The 20145-nt window shown below is 60.6% G+C and carries 25 protein-coding genes, 1 tRNA gene and 1 other RNA gene; 15 read left to right on the top strand and 12 right to left on the bottom strand.

From position 1 onward, the window contains the following. Positions 1-90 precede the first annotated feature (90 nt). The 4 genes from C1896_20820 to C1896_20835 all read left to right on the top strand — a co-directional run bounded on the left by C1896_20820 (position 91) and on the right by C1896_20835 (position 1432). Complete coding sequence (locus C1896_20820; protein ID AZZ47157.1) at positions 91-300, top strand: TIGR02449 family protein; 210 nt, start codon at positions 91-93, stop codon at positions 298-300. After that, positions 297-611, top strand: coding sequence for a cell division protein ZapA (locus C1896_20825; protein AZZ47158.1), 315 nt, complete (start codon positions 297-299; stop codon positions 609-611). Before C1896_20820 ends, C1896_20825 begins: the two co-directional genes overlap by 4 nt. Before the next feature lie 33 nt (positions 612-644). Beyond that, positions 645-823, top strand: a non-coding RNA gene (ssrS, locus tag C1896_20830) — 6S RNA. 6 nt (positions 824-829) lie between these two features. After that, the gene (locus C1896_20835; GenBank protein AZZ47763.1) at positions 830-1432 is read left to right on the top strand and encodes a 5-formyltetrahydrofolate cyclo-ligase; all 603 of its coding nucleotides are present in this window, start codon (positions 830-832) and stop codon (positions 1430-1432) included. A gap of 55 nt (positions 1433-1487) precedes the next feature. Here the strand turns inward: C1896_20835 and C1896_20840 are convergent, their stop codons facing one another. Next, complete coding sequence (locus C1896_20840; GenBank protein ID AZZ47159.1) at positions 1488-1673, bottom strand: hypothetical protein; 186 nt, start codon at positions 1671-1673, stop codon at positions 1488-1490. Positions 1674-1830: 157 nt separating this feature from the next. On the opposite strand from C1896_20840, the gene C1896_20845 reads away from it, so the two are divergent. Then, positions 1831-2280: an EVE domain-containing protein gene (locus tag C1896_20845; protein AZZ47160.1), complete on the top strand. Its 450-nt coding sequence runs from the start codon at positions 1831-1833 to the stop codon at positions 2278-2280. Between the two features lie 28 nt (positions 2281-2308). Here the strand turns inward: C1896_20845 and C1896_20850 are convergent, their stop codons facing one another. Further along, positions 2309-2716, bottom strand: a complete 408-nt coding sequence (locus C1896_20850; GenBank protein AZZ47161.1) for a flagellar basal body-associated protein FliL — start codon at positions 2714-2716, stop codon at positions 2309-2311. 186 nt (positions 2717-2902) lie between these two features. Here C1896_20850 and C1896_20855 point away from each other — a divergent pair, with 186 nt between their 5' ends. Further along, complete coding sequence (locus tag C1896_20855; GenBank protein AZZ47162.1) at positions 2903-3880, top strand: NADPH:quinone oxidoreductase; 978 nt, start codon at positions 2903-2905, stop codon at positions 3878-3880. Between the two features lie 49 nt (positions 3881-3929). Here the strand turns inward: C1896_20855 and C1896_20860 are convergent, their stop codons facing one another. The 3 genes from C1896_20860 to C1896_20870 all read right to left on the bottom strand — a co-directional run bounded on the left by C1896_20860 (position 3930) and on the right by C1896_20870 (position 5181). Next, positions 3930-4424 (bottom strand): protein-export chaperone SecB, encoded by a 495-nt coding sequence (locus C1896_20860; GenBank protein ID AZZ47163.1) that lies wholly within the window; start codon positions 4422-4424, stop codon positions 3930-3932. 86 nt (positions 4425-4510) lie between these two features. After that, positions 4511-4765: a glutaredoxin 3 gene (gene grxC, locus C1896_20865; GenBank protein AZZ47164.1), complete on the bottom strand. Its 255-nt coding sequence runs from the start codon at positions 4763-4765 to the stop codon at positions 4511-4513. Between the two features lie 2 nt (positions 4766-4767). Next, positions 4768-5181: a rhodanese-like domain-containing protein gene (locus C1896_20870; GenBank protein AZZ47165.1), complete on the bottom strand. Its 414-nt coding sequence runs from the start codon at positions 5179-5181 to the stop codon at positions 4768-4770. Positions 5182-5322: 141 nt separating this feature from the next. Here C1896_20870 and C1896_20875 point away from each other — a divergent pair, with 141 nt between their 5' ends. The 4 genes from C1896_20875 to C1896_20890 all read left to right on the top strand — a co-directional run bounded on the left by C1896_20875 (position 5323) and on the right by C1896_20890 (position 10438). Continuing rightward, entirely contained in the window at positions 5323-6858 is a 1536-nt protein-coding gene (locus C1896_20875; protein ID AZZ47166.1) for a 2,3-bisphosphoglycerate-independent phosphoglycerate mutase, read from the top strand. A 123-nt stretch (positions 6859-6981) separates the two neighbouring features. Then, positions 6982-8241: a peptidase M23 gene (locus C1896_20880; GenBank protein AZZ47167.1), complete on the top strand. Its 1260-nt coding sequence runs from the start codon at positions 6982-6984 to the stop codon at positions 8239-8241. Between the two features lie 43 nt (positions 8242-8284). Then, complete coding sequence (locus C1896_20885; protein ID AZZ47168.1) at positions 8285-9622, top strand: peptidase S41; 1338 nt, start codon at positions 8285-8287, stop codon at positions 9620-9622. Between the two features lie 3 nt (positions 9623-9625). Next, complete coding sequence (locus C1896_20890) at positions 9626-10438, top strand: hypothetical protein (GenBank protein ID AZZ47169.1); 813 nt, start codon at positions 9626-9628, stop codon at positions 10436-10438. A gap of 4 nt (positions 10439-10442) precedes the next feature. On the opposite strand, the gene C1896_20895 is transcribed toward C1896_20890, so the two are convergent. The 7 genes from C1896_20895 to C1896_20925 all read right to left on the bottom strand — a co-directional run bounded on the left by C1896_20895 (position 10443) and on the right by C1896_20925 (position 15493). Continuing rightward, complete coding sequence (locus tag C1896_20895) at positions 10443-11189, bottom strand: amino acid ABC transporter substrate-binding protein (GenBank protein AZZ47170.1); 747 nt, start codon at positions 11187-11189, stop codon at positions 10443-10445. A gap of 323 nt (positions 11190-11512) precedes the next feature. Continuing rightward, complete coding sequence (locus tag C1896_20900) at positions 11513-12259, bottom strand: amino acid ABC transporter substrate-binding protein (GenBank protein AZZ47171.1); 747 nt, start codon at positions 12257-12259, stop codon at positions 11513-11515. Between the two features lie 93 nt (positions 12260-12352). Further along, positions 12353-13123: an imidazole glycerol phosphate synthase subunit HisF gene (locus C1896_20905; protein AZZ47172.1), complete on the bottom strand. Its 771-nt coding sequence runs from the start codon at positions 13121-13123 to the stop codon at positions 12353-12355. 99 nt (positions 13124-13222) lie between these two features. Then, a complete protein-coding gene (gene hisA / locus C1896_20910) occupies positions 13223-13966 on the bottom strand; it encodes a 1-(5-phosphoribosyl)-5-[(5-phosphoribosylamino)methylideneamino]imidazole-4-carboxamide isomerase (GenBank protein AZZ47764.1) in 744 nt (247 codons plus the stop codon). A gap of 35 nt (positions 13967-14001) precedes the next feature. After that, complete coding sequence (locus C1896_20915; GenBank protein AZZ47173.1) at positions 14002-14262, bottom strand: DUF2164 domain-containing protein; 261 nt, start codon at positions 14260-14262, stop codon at positions 14002-14004. Then, positions 14262-14900 (bottom strand): imidazole glycerol phosphate synthase subunit HisH, encoded by a 639-nt coding sequence (locus tag C1896_20920; GenBank protein AZZ47174.1) that lies wholly within the window; start codon positions 14898-14900, stop codon positions 14262-14264. The genes C1896_20915 and C1896_20920 overlap by 1 nt, the downstream gene beginning before the upstream one ends. Continuing rightward, on the bottom strand, positions 14900-15493 hold the full coding sequence (locus C1896_20925) for an imidazoleglycerol-phosphate dehydratase HisB (GenBank protein ID AZZ47175.1): 594 nt from the start codon (positions 15491-15493) through the stop codon (positions 14900-14902). Before C1896_20925 ends, C1896_20920 begins: the two co-directional genes overlap by 1 nt. A 173-nt stretch (positions 15494-15666) precedes the next feature. Between C1896_20925 and panM the strand changes: the two genes are divergently transcribed. From panM to C1896_20950, 5 genes are all read left to right on the top strand, one after another. Beyond that, on the top strand, positions 15667-16065 hold the full coding sequence (gene panM / locus C1896_20930) for an aspartate 1-decarboxylase autocleavage activator PanM (protein AZZ47765.1): 399 nt from the start codon (positions 15667-15669) through the stop codon (positions 16063-16065). Positions 16066-16239: 174 nt separating this feature from the next. Continuing rightward, a complete protein-coding gene (locus C1896_20935) occupies positions 16240-18462 on the top strand; it encodes an AsmA family protein (protein ID AZZ47176.1) in 2223 nt (740 codons plus the stop codon). An 11-nt stretch (positions 18463-18473) separates the two neighbouring features. Then, on the top strand, positions 18474-19541 hold the full coding sequence (locus tag C1896_20940; protein AZZ47766.1) for an adenine DNA glycosylase: 1068 nt from the start codon (positions 18474-18476) through the stop codon (positions 19539-19541). Beyond that, positions 19538-19810 (top strand): oxidative damage protection protein, encoded by a 273-nt coding sequence (locus C1896_20945; GenBank protein AZZ47177.1) that lies wholly within the window; start codon positions 19538-19540, stop codon positions 19808-19810. Before C1896_20940 ends, C1896_20945 begins: the two co-directional genes overlap by 4 nt. 161 nt (positions 19811-19971) lie before the next feature. After that, positions 19972-20047, top strand: a tRNA-Phe gene (locus C1896_20950). Positions 20048-20145 lie beyond the last annotated feature (98 nt).

The raw sequence follows: 20145 nt of genomic DNA on the forward strand, positions 1-20145 counted from the left end.
AATGAAGGCCTTGTATCCTAGCATCGGCATACGAGCCAAGACCATCGAAGCCGGCCCACCCAGCGCTCGCGCCACTGACCCGGGAATCCCATGGAAGACGCCGACCTGCAATTGCTGACCGCCAAGCTGGAGCAGCTGATTCAGCGCACCGAGCAACTCAAGGCGCAGAATCGACTCCTGCGCCAGAGTGAGCAGGCGTGGCGCGAGGAGCGCGCTCATCTGATCGAAAAGAACGAAATGGCCCGCGTGAAGGTCGAATCAATGATTTCGCGCCTGAAAGCTCTGGAGCAGGACTCATGACCCAGCCGAACACCGTTACCGTGCACATCATGGACAAGGAATATTGCATCTCCTGCCCACCCGAAGAACGCAGCAATCTGGAAGGCGCCGCCCATTACCTGGACCGCAAAATGCGTGAGATCCGCAGCAGCGGCAAAGTCATCGGCGCTGATCGCGTTGCAGTCATGGCCGCGCTGAACATCACCCACGAGCTGCTACATAAGCACGACCGACTGGATGCCGAAGCCAACAGCGCACGGGAGCATGTACGTTCCCTGCTAGAACGAGTCGACAGCGCACTGGCCGCCGATCCAAACCCAACCGGCAACTGATGAACGGCAGCCAGATTGCGTTATAATCCCGCCCACTCCCTGGCATGTTCGCCAGTCGGCGATGACCCTCTCCCGATAAGCAACACAATGGAGGCTACACGTAGTGCCGGTGTGCATGTCCGCCTGACGGAAAGCCTTAAGGTACTCTGTAGTCGCCACCTTGAACTCTCGGGTTCAAGGGCCTACGCGGGCAGCGGCATGCTGGGGAGCCTCATTTCATGATTGCAGCCGAAGGCCTTTCTCGCCCTGCGCTGCGACGTCAGTTGCGCCAGGCGCGCCGCCAGCTTCCTCCGACCGAGCAACGTCGGGCAGCACGAGACCTCTATCGACAACTCGCCCAGCACCCGGTGTTTCGTCGCGCGCGGCATATTGCTCTGTACTTGCCCAATGATGGCGAGATCGATCCGCGGCCACTGCTGCGAGAAGCCCAACGACGAGGCAAGGCGACCTATCTACCAGTGCTCAACGCCTGGCCGCGAACGCGCATGGTGTTCCAACGAATCATGCCGAACGAGCGCCTCACGCCGAATCGCTTTGGGATCGCCGAGCCCGCATTTCGCCCTGCCCGGCAACGGCGCATCTGGACGCTCGATCTGGTGCTTATGCCACTAGTGGGGTTCGACGAACACGGCGGGCGCCTGGGTATGGGCGGCGGTTTTTACGATCGCAGTCTGGCCTATCGCGGCAGGCGCAAAAATGGTCACAAACCGACACTTCTTGGGCTCGCGCATGAGTGCCAGAAGGTGGACCGACTACCGCTAGAACCCTGGGATGTGAGTCTGCAGGCTACCGTGACGGACCTGAGTTGGTACGAGGGATGAGGCGGGACGGGTGATGCGGAGAGTGTCGCTAGCCGCATCCATGCGGCGGACTCGATCAGCGCTGAAGCTGCTGAGAGTGACTGATCGGAACCATCGAAGACGAATCTCCTGATTGCTCCCAAAGGCCCTGCGTATAGCCGGTAGTGACGACACCGAGGCCAAAGATCAGCACCAATATCCAAAGAATATCTGGCTTGCGTTTCATAGTTTTCGCCTCCCCCTGCCAGGCGAATAGTTTCATTCGAGTCAGTATCGTTTTAGTTTTTCAGACTCGACAATGCCAACCTCAAGCGCGGCATTCTCCGCTATGCACCGATGCCGCGCAAACAGGCGTTGCGACCGGTTGTCGGGGAGTTTCGCTTGAGAACCCAAGATGCAAATAGCAGCGAGCAAAGACCATGCCGTACTGGCTCATGAAGTCCGAACCCGACGAGTTTTCAATCGCAAACCTACAGCAACTAGAAACCGGTCGTTGGGACGGTGTGCGCAACTATCAAGCGCGCAACTTCCTACGAAACATGATCGAGGGGGACCTGTTCTTCTTTTACCACTCCAGTTGCGCAGTACCGGGTATCGTCGGCGTCGGAAAAATCACCCGCAGCGCTTATCAGGACCCAACTGCACTGGATCCTGCTAGCCCGTATTACGATGCGAAGGCAACTACGTCCAAAAACCCCTGGGATGCTGTGGACGTAGGCTTCGTCGAGCGTTTTCCGGTGACATTGACGCTGCCCCAACTGAAGGCGCAGCCGGCGCTTTCGCAGATGCCGCTCGTCAAGAAAGGTAGTCGGCTCTCGGTCATGCCTGTTACCGAGACGGAATGGCAGGCCGTGCTTTCACTCCGTTGACTAGGCAAGCCACCCCCAGGAACCACGGCTACTGAATGATCAGATTGTTGAACAGCAGGTCGTCGACCAAGGGCTTGCCTTCTTCTTGCGTCAACACCGCCTGTACCTGTTTGAGCGCTTCCTGACGTAACGCTTCCTTGGCTTCGACCGAGCCGAGACTGGCGTCCGTTTGCTGGGAAAACAGTATGACCAGCTGATTCCGAATGAGCGGCTCATGGTGCTTGACCTTGGCCTCGGCTTCGCTGCCGGTTACTCGCAGCGCGATATCTGCCTTGTAGTACTTGAGCTTACCGTCGGAACCATAGTTGCCGACCAATGCGGGTACCAACCCGTAGTAGACAGTCTTTGCAGCTGCGCCCTCTTCGGGCTCGGGGGAGTTGGCGAATACGGGCAGCGCGAGGCCCAGGGCCAGACAGAGAAGAATGATGCGTTTCACAGAACTGCTCCTAGGGCTATTGGCGCCAGCATACCCAGTGATACGCACGGACCCAAGCCCAGCCTTATGAATTGCCATCAGAGCCGAACATGCTCGTTGCGTCGCCCGAGCAGCCTTCTAGACTGACCGGACACAACCCAGGCCATGAGTGCCATCAGTCCAGATACGACAATAAAAGGAAACTCGATGAAAGCTGTCCTGTGCAAAGCATTCGGCCCGGCCGAAAATCTCGTCGTAGAAGAGTGCGACAGCCCTCAGATCAAGAAGGGCGACGTGCTGCTCGATGTGCACGCAGCGGGCGTCAACTTCCCAGACACACTGATCATCGAGGGCAAGTATCAGTTCAAGCCACCGTTTCCGTTTTCCCCAGGTGGCGAGGCGGCTGGGGTGGTCGCGGCCGTAGGCGAAAAGATTACTCACCTGAAGGTCGGTGACCGCGTCATGGGTCTAACCGGCTGGGGCAGTTTCGCTGAACAGGTCGCGGTACCTGGGCACAACGTATTGCCGATCCCTCAGGAGATGGATTTCGAGACCGCCGCGGCTTTTAGCATGACCTACGGCACCTCGATGCATGCACTGAAGCAGCGCGCCAACCTGCAGCCGGGCGAAACCTTGCTGGTTCTCGGCGCGTCCGGCGGGGTCGGCCTGGCTGCCGTAGAGATCGGCAAGGCAATGGGGGCAAAAGTCATTGCCGCCGCCTCGACTGCCGAGAAGCTGGAAGTGGCAAAAAAAGCAGGAGCTGACGAACTCATCAACTACAGCGAAACCAGCCTCAAGGAAAAGCTGAAAGAGCTTACTGCTGGCCAGGGCGTCGACGTCATCTACGACCCGGTTGGCGGCGCACTGTTCGAAGATGCGTTTCGTAGCATCGCATGGAATGGTCGAATGCTGGTGGTCGGTTTCGCAGCAGGAGATATCCCATCGCTTCCCGCCAACCTGCCACTTCTGAAAGGCGCCTCGCTTGTGGGTGTGTTCTGGGGGTCCTTTGCCCAACGGCAGCCACACGACAACGCGGCCAACTTCAAGCAGCTTTTCGCATGGCACGCCGAGGGCAAGCTGAAGCCACTGGTGTCACAGACATTTGCCCTGGAGCAGGCAGCCGATGCAATCAATACGCTGGGGCAGCGCAAGGCGGTGGGCAAGCTGGTCGTGAAGGTCCGCTAAAGAGGATTCGCTCGTTGCCCACAGCTGTGTGCAACGAGCGGCCTCCGAATCAATGGGCGGTAGCTGGACTCTCGCCGCCCTGCTGCATGCGCGCCATTTCCTGGGCGTAGAGCGCGTCGAAGTTCACCGGCGCCAGCATCAACGCAGGGAAGGAGCCGCGCGTGACTAGGCTGTCGAGTGTTTCCCGCGCATAGGGGAACAGGATATTTGGGCAAAACGCGCCAAGCGTATGGCTCATGGCCTGCGCTTCGAGGCCCTTGATCAGGAAGATACCGGCCTGCTGCACTTCAGCAATGAACGCCACTTCCTCACCGGTCTTGACCGTTACGGAAAGCGTCAGCACCACCTCATGGAAATCACCTTCCAGCGACTTCTGCTTGGTGTTCAGATCCAGCGCAACGCTCGGGTTCCATTCCTGGCGGAAGATTTCCGGACTTTTCGGGGCTTCGAAAGAGAGGTCACGGACATAGATCCGCTGCAGAGAAAACTGCGCGCCCTGCTCTTCCTGACCTGCGGCGGCACCGTTGTTTGCTTGTTCAGTCATGTGAAGCCTTCTTGTTGTGCATGTCGAGTTTGAGTCGCGCCGCCCGTAGCGGGATTTCATCCGCTACCGACAGGCCGTTATTCGAGTCACGCCTGAAGCATCGCGTCCAGGCGGCCAGCCCGCTCCAACGCGTGCAGCTCGTCGCAGCCACCGACGTGTTCGTCACCAATCCAAATCTGCGGGACGGATGTTCGCCCAGCCTTTGCCGCCATTTCCGAGCGCAACGCAGGCTTACCGTCGACGGGGATTTCCTCGTAGCTGACGCCCTTGCGATCAAGCAGGCTCTTGGCCCTGATGCAAAACGGGCACCAGGCGGTGGTGTACATGACGACTTTGGACATAATTATTTAACCACTGGCAGATTTTCGCCGCGCCAGCTGGAAATTCCTCCGGACAGCTTCGCGGCAGTGAAGCCCGCCTTCTGCAGTTCACGGCAGGCCGTTCCGGCGTGCTGGCCCATGGCATCAACGACCACGATGGTCTTGCCCTTGTGCTTTTCCAGCTCGCCCAGTCGGCTGACCAGCTTCTCGTGGGGAATGTTCAATGAGTCGACAATATGGCCCGCGTCGAACTCCTTCTTCGCGCGCACGTCCAACACCACGCCTTCGTCGCGGTTGACCAGACCGGTCAGCTCGCGGTTGCTCAGGCTCTTGCCGCCCTTGCGTGCCTCGGTGATGGCGAGAAGCACCAGCAACACCAAGAAGATGCTGACAAGAACATAGTGGTTAGAGACAAATTCAATCAGGTTAGCGACCATCTAAAGGGTACCCGGGGGATAAAATGCGGGCCAGTATACACAGCCCCCCCACCAGGCTGAACCCTGCGAATCGTGACGCCCAACCGGCCAACTATTAGACTGGCCGCCTTTTTTCGCGACCCCGTGCAAGGAGCCAGACACATGCCCGCCGCGCCCAAACCCCTGGTATTGATCATTCTCGACGGCTTCGGACACAGCGACAATCCTGAATTCAATGCAATCCACGCCGCCAACAAGCCAGTCTATGACCGCCTGCTCGCCAGCCAACCGCACGGACTGATCTCTGGCAGCGGCATGGATGTGGGTCTGCCGGACGGGCAGATGGGCAATTCCGAAGTGGGCCACATGAACCTTGGCGCGGGCCGCGTGGTGTACCAGGACTTCACGAAGGTCACCAAATCCATCCGCGACGGTGAGTTCTTCGAGAACCCCACGATCTGCACCGCCGTCGATAAGGCAGTGGGGGCAGGCAAGGCCGTCCATATCCTCGGCCTGCTGTCCGACGGAGGCGTTCATAGCCACCAGGATCATCTGGTTGCCATGGCTGAGCTGGCTGCCAAGCGCGGCGCCGAAAAAATCTACCTGCACGCCTTTCTTGATGGCCGCGACACGCCGCCGAAGAGCGCACAGCACTCCATCGAATTGATGCAAGCGACCTTCACCCGTCTGGGCAAAGGGCGCGTTGCAAGCCTGATTGGCCGCTACTTCGCCATGGATCGTGACAACCGCTGGGACCGGGTCGAGCAGGCGTACAGCCTGATCGTTGACGGCAAAGCCGACTACCACTCCGATTATGCTGTTGACGGGCTGATCGCCGCCTACGAGCGCGGCGAGAGCGACGAGTTCGTCAAGGCCACCACTATTGGCGAGCCGGTCCGTGTCGAGGACGGCGATGCCGTGGTGTTCATGAACTTCCGCGCCGACCGTGCACGTGAACTGACGCGTTGCTTCGTCGAGCCTGGCTTCAGCGAGTTCCAGCGCGCCCGGGTACCGCAACTGGCTGGCTTCGTCATGCTGACGCAATATGCCGCGAGTATCCCGGCGCCCAGCGCGTTTGCCCCGGAAGGCCTGACCAACGTGCTCGGCGAATATCTCGCCAACAACGGCAAGACCCAACTGCGCATTGCTGAGACCGAGAAGTACGCCCACGTCACTTTCTTCTTCTCCGGCGGTCGCGAGGACCCCTTTGCCGGCGAAGAGCGCATCTTGATTCCGTCTCCGCAAGTTGCCACTTACGACATGCAGCCTGAAATGAGCGCGCCCGAAGTGACTGATCGCATCGTCGAGGCCATCGAGAACCAGCGTTACGACGTGATCATCGTCAACTACGCCAACGGCGACATGGTCGGCCACACCGGCGTTTTCGAGGCCGCGGTCAAGGCCGTGGAATGCCTGGACAAGTGTGTCGGACGGATCGTTGAAGCGTTGGAAAAGGTCGGAGGCGAAGCGCTGATCACCGCCGATCACGGCAACGTCGAGCAGATGGAGGACGTCATGACCGGCCAGGCGCACACCGCCCATACTTGCGAGCCGGTTCCCTTCATCTATGTTGGCAAGCGTAACCTGACCATTCGAGAAGGCGGCGTGCTCGCCGATGTCGCACCGACCATGCTGACGCTGCTTGGCATGCCGGTACCGGCAGAAATGACCGGCCGCTCAATTGTCGAGCTGAGCTGACAGCTGGAAGCTGGAAGCTGGAAGCTGGAAGCCAGGCTGTTACCTCCAGCTATGGGGTTCAAGCTTCCAGCTTGGTTTTTAGGCATACTACGGCAGTCGTTGAACTCACGGTTACGCCCTCTCATGCCCCGTATTCTTCTTGTATTAGCGCTTTTTTGTCTGCTTGGCCCAGCCATGGCCGACGAGCGCGCCGATGCGCGCAAGCAGATCGAAGCGGCGCGCCAGGACGTCGCGGAATTGCAGAAGCTGCTCAAGCAGATCGAACAGGAGAAATCCGCGGTCCAGAAGCAGCTGCAGACGACCGAAAGCGAGATGGGCCAGCTGGAGAAACAGGTCGACTCTTTGCAGCAGGAAATCGATCGCAGCGAAGCCGAGCTGGAACGCCTCAACGACGAGAAAGCCACGCTTGAAGGTGCGCGCCTCGAACAACAGCGCCTGATTGGCATTCAGGCGCGCGCGGCTTATCAGAGCGGCCGCCAGGAATACCTGAAGCTGCTGCTCAACCAACAGAATCCAGAAAAATTCAGCCGCACGCTGACCTACTATGACTATCTCAGCAAAGCCCGCTTCGAGCAGCTCGAAAGCTTTAACGAGACGCTACGCCAACTGGCCGGCGTAGAAGCCGGCATTCAGAAGCAGCAGGCAACACTAGCCGAACAGCAGGACGGCCTCAAACAACGCCGCGAGCAACTGGCCGAAGTCCGCAAGGAGCGTCAGGTAGCGCTGGCCAAACTTGATAAAGACTTGTCCAGCCGCGACCAGAAGCTCAAAGCACGCAAGCAGGAGCAGGCGCAGCTGGAGCGGGTGCTCAAGACCATCGAAGAAACCCTTGCTCGCCAGGCGCGTGAAGCCGAGCAGGCGCGTCAACGCGCGTTAGCCGAGGCCCGCGAGGAACAGGCACGCCAGCAACAGGCCGGCCGCACTCCATCAGCACCGGGCGGCCCAATAGTCTCAAGCGCTGGCGGGAATTTTGGCGGTCCTTTCGCCAAGGCCAAGGGCAAGTTGCCCTGGCCGGTAGACGGAAGATTGGTGGCACGCTATGGCACTCCCCGCGGTGGCGACGCTCGAACCAAGTGGGACGGCGTGCTGATCGGCGCCGACGTTGGTACCCAGGTCCGAGCCGTGCACGGGGGCCGGGTGGTATTCGCTGATTGGTTGCGTGGCGCCGGCCTGTTGGTGATCCTCGATCACGGCAACGGCTACCTGAGCCTTTATGGGCACAACCAGAGCCTGCTGCGTGATGCAGGAGACATCGTCAAGGCGGGCGATCCGATCGCCACCGTAGGAACCAGTGGCGGGCAAGAAGCTGCCGCACTGTATTTCGCCATTCGCCAACAGGGTCGCCCGAGCGATCCGGCACAATGGTGTCGTGCGCAGGGATAAGCCGAGCCGGCTGTTAGCGCGCCCCTCACAACTGGAGTCAAACATGCTGCACCTGTGCCGTTTCGCCCAACCCTCCACCCTAGCCCTGACCGTCATGCTAGGGATGTACGGTAGCGCCTGGGCGCAGCAATCGCCCGCAGAGATCGCGCCAGAACCGCTGCAGCTGAACGCCGCGACCCAAAAAGCGCCGTTGCCGCTGGAGGAGCTGAGGACCTTTGCCGAAGTGCTGGACCGGATCAAGGCCGCATACGTGGAGCCGGTCGACGACAAGACACTTCTGGAAAATGCCATCAAGGGCATGCTCAGCAACCTCGACCCCCATTCCGCCTACCTCGAACCTGATGCCTTTGCCGAACTGCAGGAGAGCACCAGCGGTGAGTTCGGCGGCCTGGGGATCGAAGTCGGGATCGAAGACGGATTCATCAAGGTGGTATCGCCGATCGACGACACCCCAGCATCCAAGGCCGGCATTGAGGCTGGCGATCTGATCGTCAAGATCGACGGCAAGCCGACCAAGGGCATGTCCATGATGGATGCGGTTGGCATGATGCGCGGCAAACCAGGCAGCGATATATCGCTGTCACTGGTGCGTGAGGGCGGCAAGCCGTTCACCGTCAAGCTCAACCGCGCGGTGATCAAGGTCAACAGCGTCAAGAGTCAGCTGCTTGAGCCCGGCTATGGCTACCTACGCGTAACCCAGTTTCAGATCAATACCGGCGAGGAAGTCGGTAAGGCCTTGGCGAGCTTGCGCAAGGAAAATGGCAAGAAGCTCAACGGACTGGTGCTCGACCTGCGCAACAACCCCGGCGGGGTGCTCCAGGCTGCAGTGGAAGTGTCCGACCATTTCTTGACTGATGGCTTGATCGTTTACACCAAGGGGCGCATCGCCAACTCCGAGCTGCGCTTCAACGCAGACGCGGCCGATGCCAGCGAAGGCGTTTCGCTGGTCGTGCTGATCAATGGTGGTAGCGCCTCGGCGTCGGAAATCGTGGCCGGGGCCTTGCAGGATCAGAAGCGTGGTGTAGTCATGGGGACCGACAGCTTTGGAAAAGGCTCGGTGCAGACGGTACTTCCACTGAACAACGATCGTGCACTTAAGCTCACCACCGCGCTCTATTACACACCCAACGGACGCTCAATTCAGGCACAGGGAATCGAGCCGGATATCCGGGTCACCCGTGCCAAACTGACGCGGGAACAAGCTGCGGAAGGCATCCGCGAGGCCGACCTGGCCGGGCACCTCGGCAATGGCAACGGCGGCGCGGAACGTCCTACTACGGCACCGATCGTCAGTGACTCTCCACGCCCTCAGGACGAAGACTACCAACTCGGCCAGGCACTGAATCTGCTCAAGGGGTTGAACCTCACCCGCGGCCAGTAGCGGATGCCTTGGGCTCTAGCTCTGTTAGTAGGGGTTTTGGTCCCGCTCTCGGCAATTGGCGGGGCTACGACTGGCGACAGTAAAACAGCCGCAGCAGATCACCTGGCAACCGTCTCGCGAATGCCGAAGCTGGTGCTGGTAATCGATGACCTTGGGCAGAACGCGGCACGGGATGCACGCGTTCTGGCCCTGCCCGGCCCAGTGGCCATGGCGATTCTGCCGGATACCCAGAACGCCACGGACTTGGCCGAGCGGGCCAAAGCGGCAGGCAAGACCGTCATGTTGCATCTGCCCATGGCCCCCGCTGGCGGGCCTTACGCCTGGCAGCCGCAGCTGCCTTCAGCCGAGCTTGACCGTCGACTGACCAGCGCCCTGGCAAAAGTGCCCCATGCCAGCGGCGTGAACAATCACATGGGCAGCCAGATGACCGACCGGCAGCAGCCCATGGCGTCACTCATGCGGCAGCTGCAACAGCGCCACCTGTTCTTTCTCGACAGCCGTACCAATGCGGCAACCGTTGCAGCCGCGACCGCGCAACGCATCGGCTTGGCGAGCCTGTCGCGTGACATCTTTCTCGATGACGACCCCAGCCCCGAGGCCGTTGCCATGCAGTTTCGGGCGGCCGTACAGCTGGCCCGCAAGCAAGGTTCAGTTGTGGTGATCGGTCATCCACACCCTGCCACACTTGCCCTGTTGGAGCGCGAGCTGCCGAAGCTGGCAGCGCAGGGTATCGATTGGGTGGACATCGGTCAGATGATCGCCACCCGGGGCAACCGCGCCATGGTCGCCCATGGCGCGAACGGCCTGTATCGATAAGTCATCAGAGATAACGGCGCATGATCGCGTCGATAGCGCCGTCGCTCTTCATCTCGTTCAGCGCTTTCTGCAACCGCGTAACGACTTCATCCGGCGTCTGCTTGTTCAGCGCAAGGAACAGCTGCGCGTCGTTAAAGCGCAAAACCGTGGTCAGTCCGCTTACGCCTTCCTGTTTGGCCAGATACGGCCCGACTGGGTCGGTTGTCGCCCATAGGTCTATCTGCCCCTTGAGCAGCTTGCTGATGTTTTCCTGGTCGCGAAGCGAATTGATCGGCTCGAAACCCTTGCTTTCCAGATGCTGGCTAACCGCGTCGTTCTTGTAGGCACCGATTCGGTACTGCTGCGCCTGGTCGAGCGAGCTCAGCCGCATCGGGCTACCGGCCGGGGCCAGCAGTACCCAGCCGGTACTGGCCAGCGGGCCGACCCATTTGAATAGTGGTTCACGCTCGGGTGTGTGGGTGGTGGAGAACAGCCCCTGGTCCGGGTGTTCCAGCGCCTGGTTGTAGATGCGCTCCCAGGGGAAACGCAGCGTCAGGCTGTAGGCGATCCCGGCACGCTTGAACATCTCGCGCACGATCTCGGCGTTAATCCCGCTAATGTTGCGGTCTGCCGCGTAGTTCTTACCGTCCGCCGCCATGTTGAAAGGCGGGAAATTTTCGGTCAGCAGCACCATTTTGTAGTCATCGGGCAGTTCTGCCCTGGCCGACGCAGCCATCAACAGCAACAGCCCGGCCACTAGAATTCGTCTCATCGCTCCCTCCCCGTATGCAAACATCCCAGGCGACACAGCGCTGACAACTGCCAAGCAGCGTCCATGCGTGTGTTCCACCTTTATGAGGTTTAGCAACTTGTGAACCAGGCGCCGTGTAGCCATCCCAGCAATGTGACGAGCCGCACAAGCGATCGAGCCAATTTGCTATCAGCGACGGCTACGCAGCTAAACGAAGGGCTCAGGGGACGGACAGCCCTGCCCGCTAGCTGAGGAGGTTCAGGAAAGCGCTCCGATACAGGGCATCGCAGCGCCACAACGCTGCAAGCGGGAACGCCGGCGTGAGCTGTCGGTGGGCAAACTGACTATAGATAACGGCCGCTGATGGTGTCTAACGTGCCGTCAGCGCGCATCTGCTCCAGCGCAGCCTGCAGCTTGGCTACAGTTGCATCGGGAATACCGAGGTTAAGCGCCAGGTAAAGCTCTGCGCTGTCGAATTTGAGCACCCGCTTAAGGCCGGTCACGCCTTGCTGCTTGGCCAAATAGCGTCCAGCCGGATCGCCCGTTGCCCAGAGCTCGATCGCGCCGCTCTGCAGCTTATCCACGTTGGTTTGATCGCGCAGGACCAGCGACGGCTCCAGCCCCTGCGCCGCGAGGTGCTCGGCAATCGCATCGCCTTTGTATGCGCCGATGCGGTACTGACTGGCCTGTTGCAGGTCGTCTACCTTGATGGTGCTGTCGGCTCGCGCAAGCAGCACCCAATCGTCCGGGCCGATTGGCCCCACCCATTTGAACAGGTCCTCACGCTCGGGCAACCGGGCAGTGACGAATACCCCATAGCCCGGCATGTCCAGGGCCATCTTATAGATGCGCTCCCAGGGGAAACGCAGTGTCAGCGTGTAATCGACGCCGGCGCGCTTGAACATTTCCCGAACGATATCGGCGGCGATACCAGTGATGTTTTCGTCGCGCGCGAAGTTCTTGCCGTCTACCGCCATGTTATAGGGCGGAAAATTCTCGGTGAGCAGGTTGATCGGTTCCGGCGCGGACTGTGCGGCAGAAGCAATCAGCGACAAGCTGACGGCCAGCGTCAACAGCGTGTTCTTGAACATGGCGTAGTTCCTTGATGCGGCAGCCGCTGTATGTGGCGGCTGTGTCCTTGTGTGATTTTAACTGCAGCTCTGAGCATTCCGCGACGCGCCGGTTCAGCGCATTACGATGCCGCAGCTGGCCATGTACGCCTTGGCTTCCGGCACGGTGTACTCGCCGAAATGGAAGATGCTTGCGGCTAGCACCGCATCGGCCTTGCCTTGCAGAACCCCATCCGCCAGATGCTGCAGATTGCCGACCCCACCGGAGGCGATCACCGGAATATGCACCGCTTCGCTGATGGCACGGGTGACGCCCAGGTCATAGCCGCTCTTGACGCCGTCCTGATCCATGCTGGTCAGCAGGATTTCACCGGCGCCCAGCGCTTCCATCTTCTGCGCCCAGAGCACCGCGTCCAGCCCGGTAGGCTTGCGTCCGCCATGGGTGAAGATTTCCCAACGTGGCGTTTCGCCCGGTTTAGAAACCCGCTTGGCGTCGATGGCGACGACGATGCACTGCGAACCGAAGCGATCGGCCGCCTCACCGACAAAATCCGGGGTGAAGACCGCTGCGGTGTTGATCGACACCTTGTCGGCGCCAGCATTGAGCAAGTTACGGATGTCCTGCACGCTGCGCACGCCGCCGCCCACCGTCAGCGGAATGAACACCTGGCTGGCCATCCGCTCCACGGTGTGCAGTGTGGTGTCGCGGTTGTCGACGCTGGCCGTGATGTCGAGAAAGGTGATCTCGTCAGCGCCCTGCTCGTCGTAGCGGCGGGCGATTTCCACCGGGTCACCGGCGTCGCGGATGTTCTCGAACTGGACGCCCTTGACCACGCGGCCATTGTCCACGTCGAGGCAGGGAATGATGCGTTTGGCCAATGCCATGGGGCTATCTCCGGAAGCAGCTTCTTCAAGCCGCAGGCTTCAAGCTGCAAGTAGCGGTAGGGTGGATCACGTTTCACCGATCCACCACTGATCAGCGATTCACTCGTCCTTGTATTTCAGGTCGCAGAGCGCTTGGGCCTCGGCAACATCGAGCGTGCCTTCGTAGATCGCCCGACCGGTGATGGCGCCGACGATCCCGCGGGTGTTGGTGTCGAGCAGCTTCTGGATATCGCCGATGTTATGGATGCCACCGGAGGCGATTACGGGAATGCGGCTAGCGTTGGCCAGGGCCACGGTCGCCTCAACGTTGCAACCCTGCATCATGCCGTCCTTCGCAATGTCGGTGTAGACGATAGCGGACACGCCATCGGCCTCGAAACGACGCGCCAGATCGACCGCCTGCACGCTGGAAACTTCTGCCCAGCCATCAGTGGCGACAAAGCCGTCCTTCGCATCCAGGCCGACAATCACCTTGCCCGGAAAGGCGCGGCAGGCTTCACCGACGAACTCTGGCTGCTTGACCGCTTTGGTACCGATGATCACGTAGCTGACGCCAGCGCGAACGTAATGCTCGATGGTTTCCAGCGAGCGGATGCCACCGCCGATCTGGATCGGCAGGTTCGGGTAGCGCTTGGCGATGGCCGTGACCACCTCGCCATTGACCGGCTGGCCCTCGAAGGCGCCGTTGAGGTCGACCAGGTGCAGACGGCGGCAACCGGCCTCGACCCACTTGGCGGCCATGGCCGCCGGGTCATCGGAGAACACCGTGGCGTCGTCCATCAGCCCTTGACGCAGACGCACGCAGGCGCCGTCTTTAAGATCGATCGCGGGAATAATCAGCATGGCTTGAACCTGTTCAAATCGGGTGTCGGTTAAGGTCAGCTCTTCTCGAGCGCCCACAAGTCGCTTTCGATGCTCTCGAACCTTTCTTTCAGGTGCGTCTGCACGTCGAAAATCGCCTTGTTGTAATACAGCGGAGCAATGTCACGGGCGAAGAGATCGAGCACTTCCTGAGCCTCGAATGAGCCGAGCTCCAGTTCGAAGCGATCCTCCAGAAAGCGTTTGATGATCTGCTGTGCAGCCTGCTCCTGGGCGGTGTCCAGCGTAAGGACCGGTGCCTTGAGCTTCGCCCGGCTCATTACCAGCGGCCATCCCAGGCGGCAAAATTCTGCAGCAACTGCAGGCCATGGGTGTGACTCTTTTCGGGATGGAACTGCACGGCGAAGCGCGAACCATCGGCCAGCGCCGCAGCGAAGTCCTTGCCGTAGTGGCCACGACCTACTACCTGCCGTGGGTTGCCAGCCTCGATGTAATAGCTGTGAACGAAATAGAAGCGGCCATCGGCAGGAATGTTGTGCCAGAGTGGATGGGCAATCGCCTGTTCCATTTCGTTCCAGCCCATGTGCGGCACCTTGAGGCGCTCGCCGTCTTCCTCAAGATCCTTACCGAAGAAGCGAACCTGGCCGGGAAAAAGGCCGATGCAGTCGACGCCGCCGTTTTCCTCGCTGCGCTCCATCAGTGCCTGCATACCCACGCAGATACCGAGGAACGGCCGATCGACACTGACTTCCCGAACCAGCTCGTCGAAGCCCAGGCGGCGGATCTCTGCCATGCAATCGCGAATTGCACCCACACCCGGAAAGACCACACGATCAGCCTCTCGGATCACCTGCGCATCGCTGGTAATCAGTACCCGCCCGGCACCGACGTGCTCGAGCGCCTTGGCGACCGAATGCAGGTTGCCCATGCCGTAATCGATGACTGCAACGGTCTGCATTACAGGCAACCCTTGGTCGACGGCATCTGCCCAGCCATGCGCTCATCCAGCGTCACTGCCATGCGCAGCGCGCGGCCGAAGGCCTTGAACACGGTTTCGATCTGATGGTGGGTGTTGTGCCCGCGCAGATTGTCGATGTGCAGGGTGACCAAGGCGTGGTTGACGAAGCCCTGGAAAAATTCCTGAAACAGATCGACATCGAAGCCGCCAACCGTGGCGCGGGTGTAGGGAACATGCATCTGCAGCCCTGGGCGCCCGGAAAAGTCGATGACGACCCGCGACAGCGCCTCATCGAGAGGAACGTAGGAATGCCCGTAACGGGTCATGCCTTTTTTGTCGCCAACGGCCTTGGCAAACGCCTGGCCGAGGGTGATGCCGACGTCTTCCACGGTGTGGTGATCGTCGATATGCAGATCGCCCTGGCATTCGATGTCCAGATCGATCAATCCGTGACGGGCGATCTGATCGAGCATGTGCTCGAGAAATGGCACGCCGATGGCGAAGCGGCTCTTGCCGGTGCCGTCCAGGTTGATGGTGGCCTTGACCTGGGTTTCCAGGGTGTTGCGCTCTACGCAAGCCGTACGTTCGGACATCAACAGCTCCGCTGATCGTGGGGCGAAAAATGAGCCGCATTATAGGCCCAAACCCACCCTCGTCGATACGCGCCCAGTGGCTCGGCTGCTACAGCCAGTCGCCGGCAGCTGTCGTGCGCCGGTAAGCCGGCACGGTTATGCTGCGGACATCCAAATCAGCACCGCAGGTCACCATGCCCGTATCAGTTGAAGCCGTAACCGAGCCCAGCCAGCAAGACCGCACCGATCTGGTGAAAATTTTTGCCGATGCACCGAGCTGGCTACTCGCGCCCCACGCAGACGCCGCAGCATTGATCGAGGCGGGACTGGCCGATCGCAGCCTTATCGCCGGTCGCTTTAACGACCGCCTGCTCGGCGCCGCCCTGCTGCAGCGCGACGGGTCCCACTGGTGCCTCTCGCATCTGTGCGTGCGCGAGATCACGCGACGTCGCGGCGTGGGCAGGCGGATCCTCGAAGAGAGCCAGCGCCTAGCTCGGGAAGCCGGAAAAGAGTTGCATCTGGCGGCACCGGCAGATCACCTAGAAGCTCAAGCATTGGCCGCACGGGCACATTTGCCGCTGGACTCCATCTAGCGATCGATCAGCGTTTCGTCGCGAAGCCGCAACCGACACGGTGCGTGCCAATGCCACCGGCGCGCATAGGAACCCAGGCGCCGCTAGCCACTCCAACGCCAGCCACGGCAAACAGCCATGGCGCCCGGCGTTATACTCGCTGCTTTTGAAATGCCAAACACAAAGGACCTGTCCATGAAATCGCTCGGCAAGATCCTGGGCCTGGTAATCCTCGGGTTGCTGCTCCTTATCGTCGCACTGGGCTTTGCCCTCACGCATTTGTTCGACCCCAACGACTATAAGGACGAGATCCGAGCACTTGCTCGCGAAAAGGCCGGGCTCGAACTGGACATCGCCGGCGACATCGGCTGGAGCCTGTTCCCCTGGCTGGGCCTGGAATTGCACGACACCACCCTGGCCAGCGTGCAAACACCCGAACAACCCTTTGCCGACCTGCGAATGCTTGGTCTTTCGGTCCGGGTGCTGCCGTTGCTGAGCCGCGAAGTGCAGATGAGCGACATCACGCTCAACGGACTCAATCTGACGCTCAACCGCGACGAGAAGGGCCGCGGCAACTGGGAAGGTGTGGGCCGTCCAACCACTAGCGAAACGCCACCCGACAATGCAGCAGCGCAACCGGCAGAGCCCTCCACCGACGAACAGCCGTCCGACAACACCAGGCGTCCCCTGCAATTGGACATCGACAGCCTGACCATCAGCGATGCAAGGGTGACCTACCATGATGCGCAAAGCGGGCAGCAGTTCAGCGCCGAAGGCATCGAGCTAACCACGGGGGCCATTCGCGAAGCCACTTCGATTCCGGTCAAGCTCAACGCCTTTTTCGGCAGCAACAAGCCGGTGATGCGCGCTCGCACCGAATTGCAGGGCGCGTTGCGCTTCGATACCAAATTGCAGCGCTATCAGCTGGAGGACCTGCGCTTGAGCGGTGAGGCCTCCGGCGAGCCGTTACAGGGCAAGACTCTCTCGTTTAGCGCACAAGGCCAGCTGCTGGCCGACCTGGCGGCCGACATCGCCGAGTGGACCAGCCTTAAGTTCACCGCCAACCAGTTACGCGGTCTTGGCGAGCTGAAAGCCCGCGACCTGCAGAACCAACCGAAGATCAGCGGGGCACTTTCAATTGCGGAATTCAACCTGCGCGAATTCCTCGAGAGTATCGGCCAACAGCTCCCGGCCATGGCCGACAACACCGCGCTGGGCAAGGCCGAGTTGGTCACCCGTCTTGCCGGCACCCCGACTAGCCTGACCTTCGAAGAGCTCAATCTGAAGTTGGACGGCAGCACCTTCACCGGCCAGATCGCAGTCAGCGATTTCGCCAAGCAATCGTTGCGAGTCGACCTCAGTGGCGACCAGTTCAATCTCGATCGCTACCTCCCCCCACCAGGAAAGGATGATGCGGCTGCCGCCGCGCGCCAGAGCGAGGTCAAGGCCACCGAAGCGGCTGTGATAGGCAGCGGCACGACTCCGCTGCCTGACAAACCAACCCAGCAAGCCTGGAGCAGCGCGACCGTCCTGCCGGTCGGCTCACTGCGCAGCCTGGATACGCGCGTCAATTTGAACATCGACAACCTCACTGCAATGAAGCTGCCGCTCGATAACTTTGCCCTCAAGGCACGCACTGCGGGCGGGCTGCTGACGCTAGAGCAGTTGCGCGGAGGGCTCTACAACGGCCGACTGGAAGCCTCGGCAAGCCTCGACGTTCGACCACAGATACCGTTGCTCACTGCCCAGACCCGCATGGCGCACGTCCCGATCGAAGGCCTGCTGCAAAGCCAGGGCGAACAGGTGGTGATCAAGGGCTTGCTTAACCTGGACAGCGATCTACGCACTCAGGGCAACAGCCAGCAAGCCTGGATCGACAACCTCAACGGCAAGATCGGCTTCATCATCGACAACGGCGTCCTCGTCGACGCCAACCTCGAGCAGCAGCTCTGCCGCGCCATCGCCACCCTCAATCGCAAGCCGCTTAGCAGCGAGCCGCGCGGCAAGGACACGCCGTTCCGCGAATTGAAAGGCAACCTCACCCTACGCAATGGCGTCGCCAGCAACCCGGACCTGAAAGTCAGCATTCCCGGCCTCACGGTAAACGGCAACGGCGATGTGGACCTGCGCGTACTCGGCATGGACTACCGCGTCGGCATCGTCATCGAGGGCGACAAGGGCGAGATGCCAGACCCGGCCTGTGCGGTCAACGAGCGTTACGTCGGTATCGAATGGCCGCTGCGCTGCCGCGGGCCTTTGGAACTGGGCGCCAAGGCCTGTCGATTCGACAATGACCGCCTCGGCAAAATCGCCGCCCGACTAGCGGGTGACAAGCTCAACCAGACCATCGAAGAGAAGCTGGGCGACAAAGTCAGTCCTGAACTTAAGGACGCACTGAAAGGCCTGTTCAATCGATGACATCACAAGCACTGGGCGACGAGCAGTTCGGCGCTGCCGTTCTCGACTGGTACGACCGCCACGGGCGCAAGGATCTGCCCTGGCAGCAAGGCATCACGCCCTACCGCGTGTGGGTATCGGAGATCATGCTGCAGCAGACGCAGGTCAGCACCGTGCTTGGCTACTTCGATCGCTTCATGGATGCGCTGCCGACGGTCGAGGCACTGGCTAATGCCGACGAAGATGAAGTACTGCACCTGTGGACCGGGCTCGGTTACTACAGCCGCGCGCGCAACCTGCACAAGACTGCCAAGCTGATCGTCGGCAAGCACGGCGGTGAATTTCCTCGAGACGTGGAACAGCTGTCCGAACTGCCGGGCATTGGACGCTCCACTGCCGGAGCCATTGCCAGCCTGAGCATGGGCCTGCGGGCACCGATTCTGGACGGCAACGTCAAGCGCGTCCTGGCACGTTATGTCGCCCAGCAGGGCTACCCCGGCGAACCGAAAGTCGCCAAGCAACTCTGGGAAGTGGCCGAACGGCTGACCCCGCAGAACCGGGTCAACCACTACACACAGGCGATGATGGATCTGGGCGCCACACTCTGCACGCGCAGCAAACCCAGCTGCCTGCTCTGCCCGCTGAAGGCAGGCTGCCGCGCTCATCTGCTGGGCCGGGAAACCGAATTCCCGGTGCCTAAACCTCGCAAAGCTTTGCCACAGAAGCGCACCCTAATGCCCTTGTTGGCCAATCCCGATGGCGCGATCCTGCTTTACCGTCGCCCATCGACGGGTCTCTGGGGCGGGCTCTGGAGCCTGCCGGAGCTGGACGACCTAGCAGCGCTCGACCCGCTCGCCCAACGCCACGCCCTACAACTTCAAGAGCGTCGCGAGTTGCCGGGCCTGACCCACACCTTCAGCCACTTCCAACTAGCCATTGAGCCTTGGCTGATCAGGGTCAAGTCCGAGGCCCACGCCGTGGCCGAGCCAGACTGGCTCTGGTATAACCTCGCCACCCCGCCGCGACTGGGGCTTGCCGCCCCGGTAAAGACGCTGCTCAAGCGCGCCGCTGCCGAATTGAACGCAGGAGAGATGTCATGACCCGCACCGTGAACTGCCGCAAGTACAAAGAAGAACTCCCCGGCCTAGAGCGCCCACCCTACCCTGGCGCCAAGGGCGAAGACATCTATAACAACGTATCGAAAAAGGCCTGGGACGATTGGCAGAAGCATCAAACCATGCTGATCAACGAACGCCGGCTGAACATGATGAACGCCGAAGACCGCAAATTCTTGCAAACCGAGATGGACAAATTTCTTTCGGGCGAAGAGTACGCACAGGCCGAAGGCTACGTCCCGCCAAGTGAATGATGGCGGGGATGGGCGACACGCTCAGCGACGTCCTACCCAACCCAGGCCAACCGTTTTAAACCACAAACGCCGGCATTCATCGCTAAATGCCCGTTCTTGCTAAATATTTCCAAAGCCGCGCTTGACAGACAAAAGCCAAATCCGTCTAATAGCGCCCCGTTGCCCAGGTAGCTCAGTCGGTAGAGCAGGGGATTGAAAATCCCCGTGTCGGCGGTTCGATTCCGTCCCTGGGCACCATCTATTAATTTCAGGTGGTGCCAAAACCACCCGAAAGCCCACAAGAAGCCCGCCTAGTGCGGGCTTTTTGTTGCCCAAAAAACTTGCCCATCCATCAG

The sequence above is a fragment of the Pseudomonadaceae bacterium SI-3 genome (assembly GCA_004010935.1).
Taxonomy (GTDB): Bacteria; Pseudomonadota; Gammaproteobacteria; order Pseudomonadales; family Pseudomonadaceae; genus Stutzerimonas.

Bases quoted from the DNA above. Each gene is read 5' to 3' on its own strand.
- C1896_20820 (AZZ47157.1), top strand. From the start codon at position 91: ATGGAAGACGCCGACCTGCAATTGCTGACCGCCAAGCTGGAGCAGCTG.
- C1896_20825 (AZZ47158.1), top strand. From the start codon at position 297: ATGACCCAGCCGAACACCGTTACCGTGCACATCATGGACAAGGAATAT.
- C1896_20835 (AZZ47763.1), top strand. From the start codon at position 830: ATGATTGCAGCCGAAGGCCTTTCTCGCCCTGCGCTGCGACGTCAGTTG.
- C1896_20840 (AZZ47159.1), bottom strand. From the start codon at position 1,673: ATGAAACTATTCGCCTGGCAGGGGGAGGCGAAAACTATGAAACGCAAG.
- C1896_20845 (AZZ47160.1), top strand. From the start codon at position 1,831: ATGCCGTACTGGCTCATGAAGTCCGAACCCGACGAGTTTTCAATCGCA.
- C1896_20855 (AZZ47162.1), top strand. From the start codon at position 2,903: ATGAAAGCTGTCCTGTGCAAAGCATTCGGCCCGGCCGAAAATCTCGTC.
- C1896_20860 (AZZ47163.1), bottom strand. From the start codon at position 4,424: ATGACTGAACAAGCAAACAACGGTGCCGCCGCAGGTCAGGAAGAGCAG.
- grxC (AZZ47164.1), bottom strand. From the start codon at position 4,765: ATGTCCAAAGTCGTCATGTACACCACCGCCTGGTGCCCGTTTTGCATC.
- C1896_20870 (AZZ47165.1), bottom strand. From the start codon at position 5,181: ATGGTCGCTAACCTGATTGAATTTGTCTCTAACCACTATGTTCTTGTC.
- C1896_20875 (AZZ47166.1), top strand. From the start codon at position 5,323: ATGCCCGCCGCGCCCAAACCCCTGGTATTGATCATTCTCGACGGCTTC.
- C1896_20880 (AZZ47167.1), top strand. From the start codon at position 6,982: ATGCCCCGTATTCTTCTTGTATTAGCGCTTTTTTGTCTGCTTGGCCCA.
- C1896_20885 (AZZ47168.1), top strand. From the start codon at position 8,285: ATGCTGCACCTGTGCCGTTTCGCCCAACCCTCCACCCTAGCCCTGACC.
- C1896_20890 (AZZ47169.1), top strand. From the start codon at position 9,626: ATGCCTTGGGCTCTAGCTCTGTTAGTAGGGGTTTTGGTCCCGCTCTCG.
- C1896_20895 (AZZ47170.1), bottom strand. From the start codon at position 11,189: ATGAGACGAATTCTAGTGGCCGGGCTGTTGCTGTTGATGGCTGCGTCG.
- C1896_20900 (AZZ47171.1), bottom strand. From the start codon at position 12,259: ATGTTCAAGAACACGCTGTTGACGCTGGCCGTCAGCTTGTCGCTGATT.
- C1896_20905 (AZZ47172.1), bottom strand. From the start codon at position 13,123: ATGGCATTGGCCAAACGCATCATTCCCTGCCTCGACGTGGACAATGGC.
- hisA (AZZ47764.1), bottom strand. From the start codon at position 13,966: ATGCTGATTATTCCCGCGATCGATCTTAAAGACGGCGCCTGCGTGCGT.
- C1896_20915 (AZZ47173.1), bottom strand. From the start codon at position 14,262: ATGAGCCGGGCGAAGCTCAAGGCACCGGTCCTTACGCTGGACACCGCC.
- C1896_20920 (AZZ47174.1), bottom strand. From the start codon at position 14,900: ATGCAGACCGTTGCAGTCATCGATTACGGCATGGGCAACCTGCATTCG.
- C1896_20925 (AZZ47175.1), bottom strand. From the start codon at position 15,493: ATGTCCGAACGTACGGCTTGCGTAGAGCGCAACACCCTGGAAACCCAG.
- panM (AZZ47765.1), top strand. From the start codon at position 15,667: ATGCCCGTATCAGTTGAAGCCGTAACCGAGCCCAGCCAGCAAGACCGC.
- C1896_20935 (AZZ47176.1), top strand. From the start codon at position 16,240: ATGAAATCGCTCGGCAAGATCCTGGGCCTGGTAATCCTCGGGTTGCTG.
- C1896_20945 (AZZ47177.1), top strand. From the start codon at position 19,538: ATGACCCGCACCGTGAACTGCCGCAAGTACAAAGAAGAACTCCCCGGC.